Here is a 13,626-nt window from a genome sequence, read left to right on the forward strand (position 1 = left end):
GTCCGGCCTTGCCATTCGGCTCAGTCCTTCGACTGCTGCCGCTCCTAAGTTCGTGGCCATGGAAACGCACACTCGAAAGAACTTCCGGGTCACCCGTCTGCTGGGCGCCGTGGCACTACTGGGAGCGGGGGCCGGAGCGACTGTGTGGCTGTCTCCGGGCGGGCTGGGCGAGGCCGACACAACCGAGGTCACGAAGGGGGCTTCGGTATCGGCGTACCGGTCGGCGGCCGGAGCGGTTGCGGACGTACCGGCATGGATGGGCTCGCTTCTTGAGGTGGCCGGCGAGGGCACCCTGGTCGTTCTCGGGCTGTTGCTGGCCCGGCTGTGCTGGACCGCGGTCCGCCGCAAGGACGCGGCCGGCACTGCAGGAGCCGTCATGATCGGTGTCGGCACCGTTGCCGCCTATGCGATCAGCGAGGCACTGAAACTGGTCGTGGACGAGGAGCGGCCCTGCCGAGCGTTGCGAGGGGTCGAGGCGATCGCGGAGTGCCCGCGGACGGGGGGACTGGCCCGCTCGACCACAGGAGGAAGATCGGCACCCTCGTCATCGACGCGCAGTTCGACCGCGAGCCCGGAAGCGGATGCCTCGCCCACCAGATGCGTGAGGCTGGAGTCGGACGGCCGCATCGGTGCGTCGTCCGTCTCCTCGCGCAGGACACCGATCACCTCGCCAAGACGTTCCACCGCGGACGCAGCCTTGGCCCTGATGTCCTGCGCGGCCATCCGATGGTGGTCTTCCAGACCAGGCGCGAGCTTCAGGGCGCCGGCCGACAGCGCGATCAGGCTGAGGTCATGGCCGAGTACGTCATGCATGTCCTGTGCAATGCGAGCCCGCTCGAGCAGCCTGGCCTGCTCGGCGACCAACCGCTGTTCTCGTTCCAGATGCTCGGCCCGCTCCCAACCGGCCCTGATCAGTTCCTGGTACTGGCGCCAGAACCGGCCCACGAACCAGGGCAGCATGGCGGCGAGGACCACTACCCCCACGAACCGGCTCCCCAGAGCGAGCCACGCGGGCACGGTGGATGCGGCCACCACTCCGGCTGCGAGAACTGCGACCAGTACCAGCGCTGTGGGACGGATCCTCCCCGGCCGCCGCCCTGCCAGAAACGCGGTGATCACGGTCGGCACAGCCCACCACGGGCTCACCACACTCAAACCGGCCGCCACCGTCGTAGCCACCGCCAGTAGGGTGCCCGGATCAAGCACCCGCCGGAAGCCGGCCACCCCGGCTCCGGTCACACCTTCGTCTTCGGTCGTGGACTTGTACACGGACGTGACGGTACGGAAGACATGGACCATCCGGCACTGCCGAAAGTCCAATCCGCCGGACAGCAGGCACAGTCCGTCCTGCACAGCTCACCCCACCTCTCCCCCGGTACCGACACACCGGCCTGACGAAGTCATCCGGCACCCACGTCCAAGTCGACGCCGTCACCATCCAGCCATGACCGCGACCCGGCCCGAGCGCGGTTCGCACTCGGGCCGGGCAGGATTTCAGCGAGAACCGTAGCCGGTCCATCAGCCTGCTGACGCTATCGGCCGTAATCGCCGAGTCCGTCAGCATCGCGCCACTGCCCGCGAGCGTCAGCCAGGCCACCGCCGCGAGCCATGGCCTCGGGCAGCACCGGGCCACGTTCCGGAAGGGTGCGTCCGATCGGGCGACCTTGCAGCGGTCCAGAGAGCTCGGGCGGGTACGGACCAGCCGCTCACGGCCGTCGGCGCGCCGGTGATGGCGAATGATGCGGCAGCTCGGGTTCGAAACACGACATGTCTGCGGGGCTGCCTGGCGGGTGACACCGACGCAGCTGAACGACCGGGCGGCCGAACCCCGGTGGCGGCGCGGAGGGACCTTCGTAGGCTTTGTTGGTGTCAGTCAACGGGCCTCATGTTCGGGGGCCCGGTCCAATGTGCTCTCGAAGGAGCGACGCCATGACCGCATCCTCTGCCCCTGGGGGCTCCCGGCGTTCAGAGACCGATGCCGCCGGCTTCACTGCGTCGCCGCAGCTTGCCCAGGCTTTGCAGCAGATCGTGGTGGACCTGGTGGAACTGCACCTCCAGGGGAAGCAGGCCCACTGGAACGTGGTCGGCCACAACTTCCGGGACCTACATCTGCAACTGGATGAGATCGTCGACGAGGCGCGGGAGGCCGCCGACACCATCGCCGAACGCATGCGGGCTCTCGCGACCTGCCCGGACGGCCGTACCGACACCGTGGCAGCTACCACCACTCTCCCCGCGTTCCCGGAGGGCGAGCAGAGTGTGAGCGCCGTTGTCGAACTCGTCACTGCACGCCTGCGCGCCACCGTCGATACGCTGCGCACCCTCCATGACCAGGTCGACAGCGAAGATCCCTCCACGGCCGACCTGCTGCACGCCATCATCGACTCGCTGGAGAAGCACGCCTGGATGGTCAGCGCGGAAAATCGATCCGCCTGACACCGGATCCGGAGTGGCCCGGAGCAGGCGCCATGCGTGTTGCAGAAGGCTGCGACGTTGCTGGTCGGTTTCGCGTGCCCTGATCAGGCGTCAGGGCGAGACTGTGCATGTGTGCGGTGTCCCGGACGTGGACTGCGGCGGTACCGGACGACCGACAGCAGCCTCATCGCGCGTGGTGCGAGGGAGGGAGCGACCGCGCATCCGCGACGTCATGTCCAGGCCCTGGAACGGCTGTTGACTGGTCCAGGGCCTGGACAGCCGCATCAGTTGACGCGACGAGCTCTCACGCCGTCGGCCTCGAAGTCATAGATGTTCTGATTGATCCGGAGACCGTCGATGGCGCCGTGCCACGCGTTGTCGCGGCCCTTGCTCACCGCGGCGGTGTGGATGGTCGGTCTACCGGTGCTGCCGCTGTCGTCGAGCGCGCTCTTGATCTGCGCCCAGGTGCAGCTCGTGGCACAGGCGGTCGCGCCGCCCGCGGCGCCCGTGAGGAACCAGTGGCCGTTCGTGGTGGCATCGATGTACGGGCTCCATTGGTTCTCGTACGTCGTCGGGAATGCAGCCGGCACCCAAACCAACGAGGAGTAGTTGGTGGCGGGGAGCGACGTCAGGTTCGGATCGATCTCGAACCTGATGTTCGGCAAGTTGGCCGATCCGCCGACGAGAGCGTTCTCACCGGTCTGAAAGACGCGGAACCCGACACTCTTCAAGCCCAGTACCGGATCGCCGTAGAAGTCGACCTCGTTGCCGAATTCGGCCTTCTCAGTGTTGTCCGCCACCGCGATCCCGAGGCTGCCCTGCCCGTACGGCGGGCTTGCGTAGATTCCCGTCTTGTCGTACGAGCCGTACGGGCCGTCCCTCAGATCGGCGACAGGAGAGCCGATCGTGTTACGGGCGATCACGCCCCAGTGTTCTGAACGCGCTTGGTTCGTGTCTGCGAGAGCAGACACCGATCCTGAGAGGGTCGAGGTGACAATCGCGGCCAGCACTGAGACCGCAAGCGCCTTTCCCCGACTCACGCCAAAGCGAGCGTTCACGCTCACTCCTTCCGGATAGTTGAAGGGCCAGATATGTGGCTGGCTGATGAACGACCAGACATGCGCCGGTGCCCGGCCGGCGCGACGCACGCCACCGTATCTGACTCTCAGTAGTTGCAGCGGTCACGACATGCTGCACACATGGGGCGATTTATACTTTTAACGCACCGGGAGACGTGGCCGTCCATCACTTTGCGTGCCGGGTTTCGGTCCTTCGAGCCGTCGAACGCGCCTCCGGACCGTCGAGGGCTGAACGACGGCTCCGGCTTGCCCTGCCGTCCGGCCACGATCCGGTGGTGAGTGTGTCCGCAGCTGTCGCGGTCGGTCGCGAGGACAGCCGCGCCTACCTGCCGGTGGTCCCGGCCGGTGCACGGGTCGTCGCCACCGACGCGCACGGCCGCCCGGCGCTGCTGTGTCACGAGACGGGCGAGGGCCGTACCGTCCTGGCCACCTATCCACTGGAGCACAGGCTGCCCGCACGGCCCGCGCCAACCCGGAGCAGACGCAACGGCTGTACGCGGCGCTCGCCGAACTCGCCGGAGCCACACGGCCGGTGACGGTCGACACGCCGTACGTCGCCGCCGACACCCTGGCCCGCGAGAACGGCACCCGCTACGTGTGGCTGGTGAGCCAGTCGGGCGAGGAGCTGACCGTCCGTCCGTCGGCGGACGGGGAACTGCGCGAGCTGACCGGCGGCGAGCCGGTGAAGGACGTGGTGATCGCCCCATACGGGGTGCGCGTCCTCGAACTGCGCTGACGGCCGGGGCCCTTCTCGTCCTCGCCGGGCTCGCGACACGCGAACCCGGACCGGACGGGAACCTCCTCCGTGCCGATCGCCGTACCGCACACCCGCCCTGTCCTGTCCCGTGAAAGTGAGCCACCCGATGTCCGAGCCGCTCTTCCGGGATCCCACGGCGCCCGTCGCCGACCGGGTGCGTGACCTGCTGGCGCGGATGACGCTCACCGAGAAGGTGGGTCAGGTCAACCAGCGGATGTACGGGTGGGACGCGTACGAACGCACCACGGCTACCGCGGCTATGTCGACCAACCCGCCACCCCACGTCACGCGTTCGGCCACGGCCTGGCCTACACGTCGGTCGAGTACGGCGCACCCCGGCTGTCCCGCGCGTGCGTCGCGGTGGCGGAGTTCGATGCGGACGCGGCGCGCGGAGCCGCAGAGCCACTCCTGTGCACGGTAGAGGTGCACAACACAGGCGACCGGTCCGTGAGCGAAGACGGTGCAGCTCTACGTGCGCCGGGTGCTCGGCGGGACGTCGTGGCCGCGGGTGCGGGAACTGCGCGGCTTCGCCCGGATCGAGCTGGTGCCCGGGGAGCGGGCCGAGGTCTCCTTCCCGGTGGGGGCGCGGTCCCTGGCATCCGTCACCCGCGCGTGGGAACGTGCGGTGGAGCCGGGAGAGTTCGCGATCGAGACGGGACCGTCCTCGGACCGGACCCGTGGCGCCCGGCTCATCGTCACCGCCCCGACGAACGGCATCTGTCGGTAGCGGACGGCCCCGTCGTGCTGCGGGCGCGGATCGGCCGCCGCACCGTACGCAACGGCTCGGGCCGCCGGCCGCTCCAAGCACCGCCGCGGATGGTGACCGGCCCTGCCCCTCCGACGCCGGAGCGGCAGCCTGTCGGGGCCTCGAAGATCACGGCCGGGACAGGCGCAGTCGGCCCTCCGGTACGGGAGACCCGCCTTGTGTGGCAGTTCTTCTGCGCAATGCCCTTGGGAAGACGCGGATCTGAGCCCGGCCGCTCAATTCCGCCCCCCTTCCCCGGAAGGGGGGCGGAATTGCGCCCGGTCGCGGTCAGCGACTGACAGTTACTCGGACCGGGCGGCAGAAGCAGCTAACCAGATCACACAGTTCCGAACAAAACGCCGATCGGCCAGACGGGTGTACGGCCCGCAAGTGCGCTGCGCCGACAGGCATTTGGAGACACCCTGAAGCCATGGTGACACCCCGCTGGACCGTTCAGGCCCCCACGCCTTCCGGAGGCAGACTTGTGACGATGCACGCCAACGGTTGCGAGCGGCGGTTGGGGACCGCGCACAGCGATCACGACCTTGTCGCGCTCCTGTCCGCCGCCGGACTGGCTGCGCCGGAGCGGGTTCTCGACGATCCCGGCGTGATCGAGTGGCAGGGCGCCCGCGCACACGTGTACCAGGCCGGCTGACCGAGAGGGCACGACGGACGGCCCCTGCCCGGCAGTTCGAGGTGGCGGACACGGAGTTGGCCCCTGACCTCCTGGAGCCAGATGGCAGGCCATCGACCGGAACGATCACACATCCGTACCCCGCCGGGCCCTGCTCCAGTTCGCCACGGCCCGCGTCAGCGGTCGCATCACACGCCGACCGCGCCGTCGATGCGCTCACGGAGCAGATCGGCGTGTCCGTTGTGCCGGGCGTATTCCTCGACCATGTGGATGAGCACCCAGCGCAGCGACACCGTCCCGCGCCATGAGTCCTCGCCCACAAGGTCCAGGTGGGGCGCGTCGGTGACGAAGGCGTCGGCGAACGCCACCTCGGCGCGCCATGCCTCCCAGGCCTTGGCCACAATGGCGGGGTCGGACACCGCGCCGTCGAAGTCGCCGTCGGGCTCGGCCGACGAGGAGAAGCGCGGTGGTGCGTCCTGGCCTGCAAGGACCTGGCGGAACCATCGGCGTTCCACGTCGGCAAGATGGCGGACGAGGCCGAGCAGCGAGAGGGTAGAGGGTCCGACGGAGCGCTGGGACAGCTCCGCGTCCAGACCGGCGCATTTCAGTTCCAGCGTCGAGCGCTGGGCCCTGAGGAACCCGACAAGCATGCCTCGTTCTCCGCCGGTCGAGGGAGCACCGAGCCGGGGGTCGTCGTCGGGTCCGACGAACATGGCGGCTCTTCTCTGTGGGCTGGTCGTACTCATGCTGTCTCTCCTTCAGGGCTCGCCGGTGATGGTGGTGACGGCGATGTGCGGGTGGCGCGGGCACGGGCGCTTCGGAAGGTACATGCGGTGGCGGCCGGAGCGGCGGGCAGCAGGAGAACGGCCCGCAGTGGACGAGCACGACACTCATCACCGCACCGCTGAGGGGGCGTCGACCAGGGAGGCCGCCGACGGGGGCGGCAGGACCGTCGCGGCCGCCGACAGACCCGCCGGGGTGCACCGCCCGAGTGATCAGCAGCCCTAACCGGGGCAGTTGAGCCGTCGGCACGGCGTCTGCTTCGGGATACAGGATCTGTCCGATTGTGACCGGTCACCCTGATTGGAAGGTGGCGATCGGGTCACACGGATGCCATGACGTCCACTGACGCAAGGAGAGCCGGCAAGCGGCGCGGGAGTTCCGAGCACCTCGGATCGTCGGGGAAGTCGGGAGAGCGTGATCCTCGGCCCGGCCGCCCCCGGCGGTGGGTGAAAGCGGTCGTGCTCGGCGCGGCCGCACTCGCTCTGCTGCTCGTGGGCACCCGTCTCAGCGTGCTTCCCGGCATCGGTGACTTCTTCGGAGACACGACGAAGGACCGCTCGGGACCGGCAGTGCTGAAGTCGATTCAGGACATGAGCTCGTACGAGGCGGCGTCCGGCAACTTCCAGGTCGTCGTAGATCTGGAGAAGGACGCGAAGTTCCTGCCGGATGCCATCCGCGGCACCCGCACCCTGTATGTCGGTGCCGGCACCGTCGGTGCATCCGTCGACCTCGGCAAGGTGGCGAGTGACGGTGTGGTGATCAACAAGGAGCGCACCACGGCCGACATCCGACTGCCGCATGCAGTACTGGGCAAGCCGGCACTGGACCCGGACCGCTCCTACGCGGTATCCAAGCAACGCGGGTTCCTGGACCGAATCGGCGACTTCTTCTCGGACAACCCCAGCAGTGAGCAGGCGGTCAACAAACTCGCCGCCCAGCACATCGGCGAGGCTGCCAAGGACAGCGGCCTGACCGTCCGCGCCGAGAAGAACACCACGAACATGCTCAAGGGCCTGCTCGGCTCACTGGGGTTCGACCGGGTCACCGTGCACTACGGCCCCGCTCCCCAGTAGTTCAGCGGCATCGAACCCAACGTGCGCCCGGTACGTTCGGGCGCACCGAGACGCAATGAACTCCGAGCCGTCGCCGGCCGAAGCCGCTGGTACCGGTGCCGCCGGTACCAGCGGCGCCGGAGCATCCGGTGCACGATCCCGGAGAAGACCGACAGCCAGGCCGTCCGCCTGCGCCGCGGCTCATGGGGCGGACGGCCACAGGCCTTCGACGACGAGCGTCAGCACCGCCCCGACAGAACTTGGTACAGAACCTAGTACTTGCTGATCTCCCAGAAGCGGAAGACGGTCGAGGCGTCCAGGGTCCACTCCAGGCCGGCGATGTCGTCGTGCGCCACCGCGTACTGCTTGCCCTGCCACAGCGGCAGGATCGGCAGGTCCCGGGCCACGTCGTCCTGGAGCTCGCCGAAGTCCTTCTCGGTGGAGCCCCGTTCGGCCTTGGCTGCGGTGTCGGGGATGATCCGGGCGGTGATGTCGTTGTTCACGTAGCGGTTCTGCAGGACGTTGTCCTTGCCGAAGAACGGCTGGGTGAAGTTGTCCGGGTCGGGGTAGTCCGGGACCCAGCCCTTCACGTAGACGCCGAGCTCGCCGGCCGCGATCCGCTTCTCGTACTGGTCGAAGGGCAGGGACTTGACCTCCGCCTCGAACAGTCCGCTCGCGTTGAGCTGCTTGGCGATCGCGCGGAACGCCTCGTCGGTGGCGGGGCCGTAACGGCTCGGTGTGGACCACAGCGTGAGCTTCACCTTGTCGGTGATGTCTGCGGTACGCAGTGCCTCTTCCGCCTTGGCCGGCTGCGGGCTGCCACCGTACATGTCGAAGTACGCGGTGTTGTGGGCCGTGATACCGGCGGGGACGATCGAGTACAGCGGGGTGGCCGTGGAGTGGTAGACCTCGCTGACGAGAGCGTCACGATTCACCAGGTACGCGATGGCCTTGCGTACGGGGAGCTGTCCGACCACCGGGTCCTTCATGTTGAAGACCAGGTGCTGCACCTCGGCGCTGGTGCCTTCGACGACGTCGATGCCCTTGTCGGCCGCGGCGGCGGAATCCTCCAGTTTGGAGATGTCCCTGGCGGTCAGACCGCGGTAGGCGACGTCGATGTCTCCCTGCTGCAGCGCGGACGCCAGCTTCTTCTGGTCGCCCCGGAAGAAGGCGAGGGTGATGCCCGAGTTCTTCACCCGTGCCGTGCCCTGGTAGCCGGAGTTGACCGTGAAGACGGCCTTCGACTTGTCGAGGGACTTCAGCTTGTAGGGCCCCGACCCGACGGCCTTGCCGTCCTTGCGCAGGCTGTTCGCCGGGTACTCGCTGTGGTCCACGATGGAGCCGGCGCCGGAGGCGATCTTGCTGGGGAAAGTGGCGTCGGGAACCTTGAGTTGGAAGACGACCGTTCGCGCGTCCGGAGTGGTGATCTTCGCGATCGTGGAGAGCAGCGGCGCGGGGCCGGCGGGGTCGTCGATCCTGATCGCCCGCTCGAAGGAGTACTTGACGTCCTCGGAGGTGAGGCTGTGGCCGTTGCTGAAGGTCAGACCGTCACGGAGCGTGCACCGGTAGGTCCTGTTGCCGTCCTCGAACGTGCAGGACTTAGCCGCTTCCGGCTGGGGGGTCGAGCTGCCTCGGGGAAAGCTGAGCAGGGACTGGAAGACATTGTTGAACAGCAGCCAGGATCCCGGGTCGTAGCCCGAGGCCGGATCCGCGGCCAGGACGTCGTCCGACATGCCCACCACGATCGAGTTGCCGGCCTGGGCTGAACCTCCTCCGGACTGGATGCTGCAGCTACTCAGCAGGGCCACCGCGAGACCGGCCCCGACGGGAGCGCTTGCCCACCGCTTGCGTATGTTCACAGAACTGCCTCGTGTTTTCTGTCGGCCGCACGGGGTGTCCCACACGGCCGGGATTGATCAGGAACCATCGGTTGCGGACCTGGTCGGTCCGTTCGGAGATGGTGCAACCGCTGCCCCACCGCCTGAGCCAGGTCCGGATGGACCGGGAGCTGTAGCCTTTGCCGCCCAAGACACGGTCAGGCCGGACCCGTGGCCGTCCGGGACATCCGAATCTCCTCCATCACAGCGGTGCACCGGAGCAGTCGTTGCTGTTCCCGGCCTCCGTCCGCGGTCCCCTCCAGACGCGGGAGGCTCCGCGCATCCGGGCCGGGGAAGCGAGCGCTTTCACTCTGATCATAATGGCGGGCGGCAGCCCCTCTTTGCGCCCCCGGCAGTTGCTGGTGTACGCAGGGGGTTTTGTCCACATGCTCCGTCAGTCCGTCGTGCCCGCCGATAGCGATCGCCGGAACACTTCGAGAACGCGATGCGTCCGGGAGGTTCCAGGACCTGGTGTGGGGCGACCACGCTTCGGTCCGAATCCCCCGATACCGGCACATTTCAAGGGCAGTTGGGGCTCTTGGCGGGATGATGGCTGAGTTCCGGCCGTTGGTCGACATCAGTCCTCCGGAACGGCGGGAGGTCATCACGCTGCCGCCGGGCGCTGAGGTCACCGGCGCCGGCCGGGGACAGCGGTGCGTCGGGCTCTGCGGGGCCGACCCCGCTGCGACAGGCGGCCGAGGTCGGTCACACACCGGAGGTGCCGTCATTTCCAAGTGATGCCGGCAAGTCGGTGACGTCGAAAGGGCCTCACTGACGGCAGTCCGGACGGCCGCTGAGCCATCGAGTGGCAGCCATCAGGACCTGGTCGCCGTGGGAGGAGGGGTCTCGTGCGTCGTCGTGGATCTCCCGGTCGGGGGTTATGGGGCCGTTGTAGACATGTCCGGTGCGGTCGGCTTCCCTGGCCTGGGTCAGAAAGATCGCCGCGCCGTCGGACAGACGGTGATACACGTTGGCGGTGGGAGCGCCCGAGGTGGGTTCTCCGAAGCTGCGTGTGTCGGGGCGTCCCCGGAACGCGATCGTCACGGCCTCGGCTGCGCTTCTGGTTGTGCGGCTGGTCAGGACAGCGACGGGCGGCATCGGGCGGGACAGCGGCTTTGCGGGGCCCCAGTCGTCCAGGTACTGGCGCGGAGTTCCGTTCTTGACCGTCCAGACGGTCTTCTCTCCGTCTGCTTCGACGAACGCGCCGGTGTTGCCGTCACCGAGGATGGGTCCCACCGCGGCGAGCGGGCCCCACATGGTTCCGCCCCAGTTGCTGCGCAGGTCGATGACCCACCCGCAGGCGCCCTGCCGGTCGTACTTGCTGACAGCAGCGCGCGCCTGGCGAACATAGTCATCGGCGGCCTCGTCGGACGGGACGGGCGGAAGTGCAAGGTAGCCGATGTCATCCGCCAGCATCCTCCCTTCGGGAGGCACGACGTCCTCTTCCGCCGACGCGCTCAACGTCTTTCTGGTTTGGTCCGGGTCCATGAACTGGCTGTGCTGATCCTCCAAGTCGCGCAACGCCTGCCTGACTGCCCCGTACGTTTCCGCCGGCGTCTGTGCCGTCCCGGCCTGGTCGAACGCCTCCCGCCGCACTGCGGTCCAGTCCACCTCCGCTGACAGCAGAGAGTTCCTCTGCATGATGTCCAGCGCCTTGGTGAGATAGTTCCGGGCCTTGGGTGACATAGCCCCTCCCGGGGAGGGCGCTTCGGCGGTGCATCCGGCGGTCGCCACCAGCGCGGCCGTCACCGCCATGAGACGACACCACACCATCGTCTGCTTCCTGGTGGCCCGCATCGGCGATGCTCTCCCTATCTGTTGCTGTGGCGCTCGCGCGGTAACACTAATGCGCAGTTCCATACCGCTGGGGGAGTCCTCACGAGCAGGTTGGAAAGGCTCCATGCGAACGAGCTACCGTCGTCGACCATGACCGAAGCGACCTATCTGCACGCCACTCGAACGGCCTACGACACCGTCGCCGTCGACTACGAGAGACTCCTCCGTGACGAACTGAACGCGAAACCGCTGGACCGAGCCATGCTCGCCGCCTTTTCCGAACTCGTGCAGGCACCGAGCATCGGGCCTGTCGCCGATCTCGGCTGCGGGCCCGGCCGCGTCACGGCCCACCTCCACTCTCTCGGAGTTGAGGTGTTCGGCATCGACCTGTCGCCCGAGATGATCGCGGTTGCCCGTCGGACTCACCCGGAACTTCGGTTCGAAGAGGGCTCGATGACCGCACTTGAACTGAAGGACGACATCCTCGGCGGCATCGTCGCCTGGTACTCAACCGTCCACACTCCCCCGGAGCTGCTGCCGACCGTGTTCGCGGAGTGTCACCGGGTGCTGGCCCGAGGTGGCCACATGCTCCTGGCGTTCAAGGTCGGGGACCAGTGTTGGCACCGGGACCAGGCATACGGCCACGCCGTGGCGCTCGACATCTACTGGACGTCGCCTGATCACGTCGCCGACCTGATGAGCAAGGCCGGCCTGGTCATGGACGCCCGGATGATTCGCGAACCTGACGAGAGCGAGAAGCCCCGACAGGGTCAGCAGGCCTTTTTCCTCGCCCACAAGCCCAAGGAATCGTGAGCGATAACTCAGGCCTGTGAGAGGGACGAACAACCGGTGTCGCCACGGTCACTTCCGGACGTGGGCCCGAGACGGTCGCTCATCGGAGCGTTGAGCCTGGGGGACCTTCCGTTCAGGTGATCGTCAAAGGTTCGGCCCGTTGTCGTTCGAGAGGTCCATGCCGAAGCGGGCGCCGGGCACCGGGGCGGCCAGGTCGACGGGGTTGAAGGCGAACGCTCCCGTGGCGGTCAGACCCGAGGTACCGCCGCGCAGGGACCACACCGCGCCGCCGTCCGCGACCGTGCCGAGGTCCTCGCCGGGAGCACCGGCCGCGAGGTCAGCCTTCCCGTTGCTGTTGATGTCGAGCAGCCGGACCGCGCCGCCGAAGTGGTCGTCAGCCTCCGCGACGCCCGGGACGCCCGACGTGTTCTGGTGGAACGCCTGCGCGCCGGTGCCGCCCAGGCCGCCTGAGCCGCCCTTCAGCAGCACCACCGAGCCTGCGGCCCTGGTCGTGCCGATGGCCTCGAAGGGAACGCCCACGGCGAGGTCGGCGTAACCGTCCCCGTTGACGTCGCCCGCGTTGAGTCGGGCGCCGAACTGGTCGCCCTTCTCACTGACTCCGGGCACACCCGTGGTGTTCTGCGTGATGGTCTTCGTCCGGGTGGTGCTCGGGCCGGACGCCGAGCCGTAGTAGATCTTGACGCTGCCGGCGTCGTAGGGGAGATCCTCCGTGATGCCGTTCGGGATCACCCTGGTGGCGAGATCGGCCTTGCCGTCCTTGTCGAAATCGCCGACCGCGGTGGCGGCGGCGGAGGGCAGCGGGGTGGAGGTCGCCGACAGGCCGTGCGCGGTGCCCAGCCACAGCTTGCCGCCTTCAGCGTGTTCCTCGTAGGCGTAGAAGGTGCACAGGTCGTCGATGCCGTCGCCGTTGAAGTCGCCCGCCGCGGTGCTGATGATGGAGTTGTCCGTACTGAACATGGTCACCTGCTGCTCGCGGGCGGGCGCCCCGGCGCGGGTGAACGGCCCGTACAACACGCTGCGCAGGTCGTAGTCGTCGCTGTGAGACATCATCAGGTCCGTCTTGCCGTCGCCGTCGAAGTCGCCGGCGGTGAGGTTCGCGCCGACGGTGGCGTCGGCGGGCGCCGGGAGCCGCACCGAGCCCTCGCCCGTGACACCTCCACTGCGGCCCCAGAGGACGATGACGGAGCCGGAGTTGTTCGTGGTCGCGAGCGCCTCGTTGGTCACCAGGGCGAGGTCGGTGAGGCCGTCGCTGTCGAGGTCGCGGGCGAACATCCGGTAGCCGAAGCCGTGGTCGTCACCAGAAGTGCCGGGCACACCCGGGGTGTCCTGGGTGATGATCGTGGTGTGCGCCGTGCCGAGTCCCTGCGCGGAGCCGTAACTGATGGCGATGTAGCCCGCCCAGGAGTGGCCGTTGATGGTGGCGGCGGGGGCGGCGACCGCCAGGTCCTGGTAGCCGTCGCCGTTGAAGTCCTCGCGTTCGGACGCGGCGGCCGGACCCGTGGCACTCGCGGGCGCCGCAGCGGCCATGCCACCCGAAAGCGCCGTGACCACGCAGGCGGCGGCCGCAACCAAGGTGCGAATACCCACAATTCCTCCATGAATCGCGTACGGAGAGCCGAGGGTGCGCGAGGCGTGAGGGCTCGACTGTGAGACACGCGTGGCGCGCGGATGGTTGCCCGGCGAACAGGAAGTGAA

10 protein-coding genes and 3 pseudogenes are annotated in these 13,626 nt (G+C 68.1%); 7 read left to right on the top strand and 6 right to left on the bottom strand.

Annotation, left to right across the window (positions count from 1 at the left end; translation table 11 throughout):
• Window positions 1–58: 58 nt before the first annotated feature.
• Window positions 59–502: pseudogene (locus OHB49_RS45800) on the top strand (phosphatase PAP2 family protein); the annotation flags it as partial.
• On the opposite strand, the gene OHB49_RS05580 reads toward OHB49_RS45800, so the two are convergent.
• Window positions 403–1,299 carry a sensor histidine kinase gene (locus tag OHB49_RS05580; RefSeq protein WP_443079643.1) on the bottom strand — a complete coding sequence of 299 codons (897 nt, stop codon included), beginning with the start codon at window positions 1,297–1,299 and terminating at the stop codon, window positions 403–405. The pseudogene OHB49_RS45800 and the gene OHB49_RS05580 sit on opposite strands and share 100 nt — an antisense overlap.
• A 630-nt stretch (window positions 1,300–1,929) precedes the next feature.
• On the opposite strand from OHB49_RS05580, the gene OHB49_RS05585 reads away from it, so the two are divergent.
• The gene (locus tag OHB49_RS05585; RefSeq protein ID WP_329158426.1) at window positions 1,930–2,436 is read left to right on the top strand and encodes a Dps family protein; all 507 of its coding nucleotides are present in this window, start codon (window positions 1,930–1,932) and stop codon (window positions 2,434–2,436) included.
• Between the two features lie 263 nt (window positions 2,437–2,699).
• Here OHB49_RS05585 and OHB49_RS05590 read toward each other — a convergent pair whose 3' ends face one another.
• On the bottom strand, window positions 2,700–3,563 hold the full coding sequence (locus tag OHB49_RS05590) for a hypothetical protein (RefSeq protein WP_329158428.1): 864 nt from the start codon (window positions 3,561–3,563) through the stop codon (window positions 2,700–2,702).
• A gap of 233 nt (window positions 3,564–3,796) precedes the next feature.
• On the opposite strand from OHB49_RS05590, the pseudogene OHB49_RS05595 reads away from it, so the two are divergent.
• From OHB49_RS05595 to OHB49_RS05605, 3 genes and pseudogenes are all read left to right on the top strand, one after another.
• Window positions 3,797–4,230: pseudogene (locus tag OHB49_RS05595) on the top strand (beta-mannosidase); the annotation flags it as partial.
• Between the two features lie 264 nt (window positions 4,231–4,494).
• Window positions 4,495–4,978: pseudogene (locus tag OHB49_RS05600) on the top strand (fibronectin type III-like domain-contianing protein); the annotation flags it as partial.
• Window positions 4,979–5,486: 508 nt separating this feature from the next.
• Window positions 5,487–5,651: a hypothetical protein gene (locus tag OHB49_RS05605; RefSeq protein WP_376255528.1), complete on the top strand. Its 165-nt coding sequence runs from the start codon at window positions 5,487–5,489 to the stop codon at window positions 5,649–5,651.
• A gap of 167 nt (window positions 5,652–5,818) precedes the next feature.
• Here the strand turns inward: OHB49_RS05605 and OHB49_RS05610 are convergent, their stop codons facing one another.
• Window positions 5,819–6,376 (bottom strand): DinB family protein, encoded by a 558-nt coding sequence (locus OHB49_RS05610; protein WP_329158429.1) that lies wholly within the window; start codon window positions 6,374–6,376, stop codon window positions 5,819–5,821.
• 369 nt (window positions 6,377–6,745) lie between these two features.
• Between OHB49_RS05610 and OHB49_RS05615 the strand changes: the two genes are divergently transcribed.
• Window positions 6,746–7,486, top strand: a complete 741-nt coding sequence (locus tag OHB49_RS05615; protein WP_030977573.1) for a DUF4230 domain-containing protein — start codon at window positions 6,746–6,748, stop codon at window positions 7,484–7,486.
• Between the two features lie 251 nt (window positions 7,487–7,737).
• Here the strand turns inward: OHB49_RS05615 and OHB49_RS05625 are convergent, their stop codons facing one another.
• Complete coding sequence (locus OHB49_RS05625; protein ID WP_030977576.1) at window positions 7,738–9,324, bottom strand: ABC transporter substrate-binding protein; 1,587 nt, start codon at window positions 9,322–9,324, stop codon at window positions 7,738–7,740.
• Between the two features lie 786 nt (window positions 9,325–10,110).
• Window positions 10,111–11,139: a S41 family peptidase gene (locus tag OHB49_RS05635; protein WP_329158430.1), complete on the bottom strand. Its 1,029-nt coding sequence runs from the start codon at window positions 11,137–11,139 to the stop codon at window positions 10,111–10,113.
• A 129-nt stretch (window positions 11,140–11,268) separates the two neighbouring features.
• On the opposite strand from OHB49_RS05635, the gene OHB49_RS05640 reads away from it, so the two are divergent.
• Entirely contained in the window at window positions 11,269–11,931 is a 663-nt protein-coding gene (locus OHB49_RS05640) for a class I SAM-dependent DNA methyltransferase (protein WP_329158432.1), read from the top strand.
• Between the two features lie 123 nt (window positions 11,932–12,054).
• Here OHB49_RS05640 and OHB49_RS05645 read toward each other — a convergent pair whose 3' ends face one another.
• A complete protein-coding gene (locus OHB49_RS05645) occupies window positions 12,055–13,518 on the bottom strand; it encodes an FG-GAP-like repeat-containing protein (protein WP_329158433.1) in 1,464 nt (487 codons plus the stop codon).
• Window positions 13,519–13,626: the final 108 nt, after the last annotated feature.

This window comes from Streptomyces sp. NBC_01717, from assembly GCF_036248255.1.
Classification (GTDB): domain Bacteria; phylum Actinomycetota; class Actinomycetes; order Streptomycetales; family Streptomycetaceae; genus Streptomyces.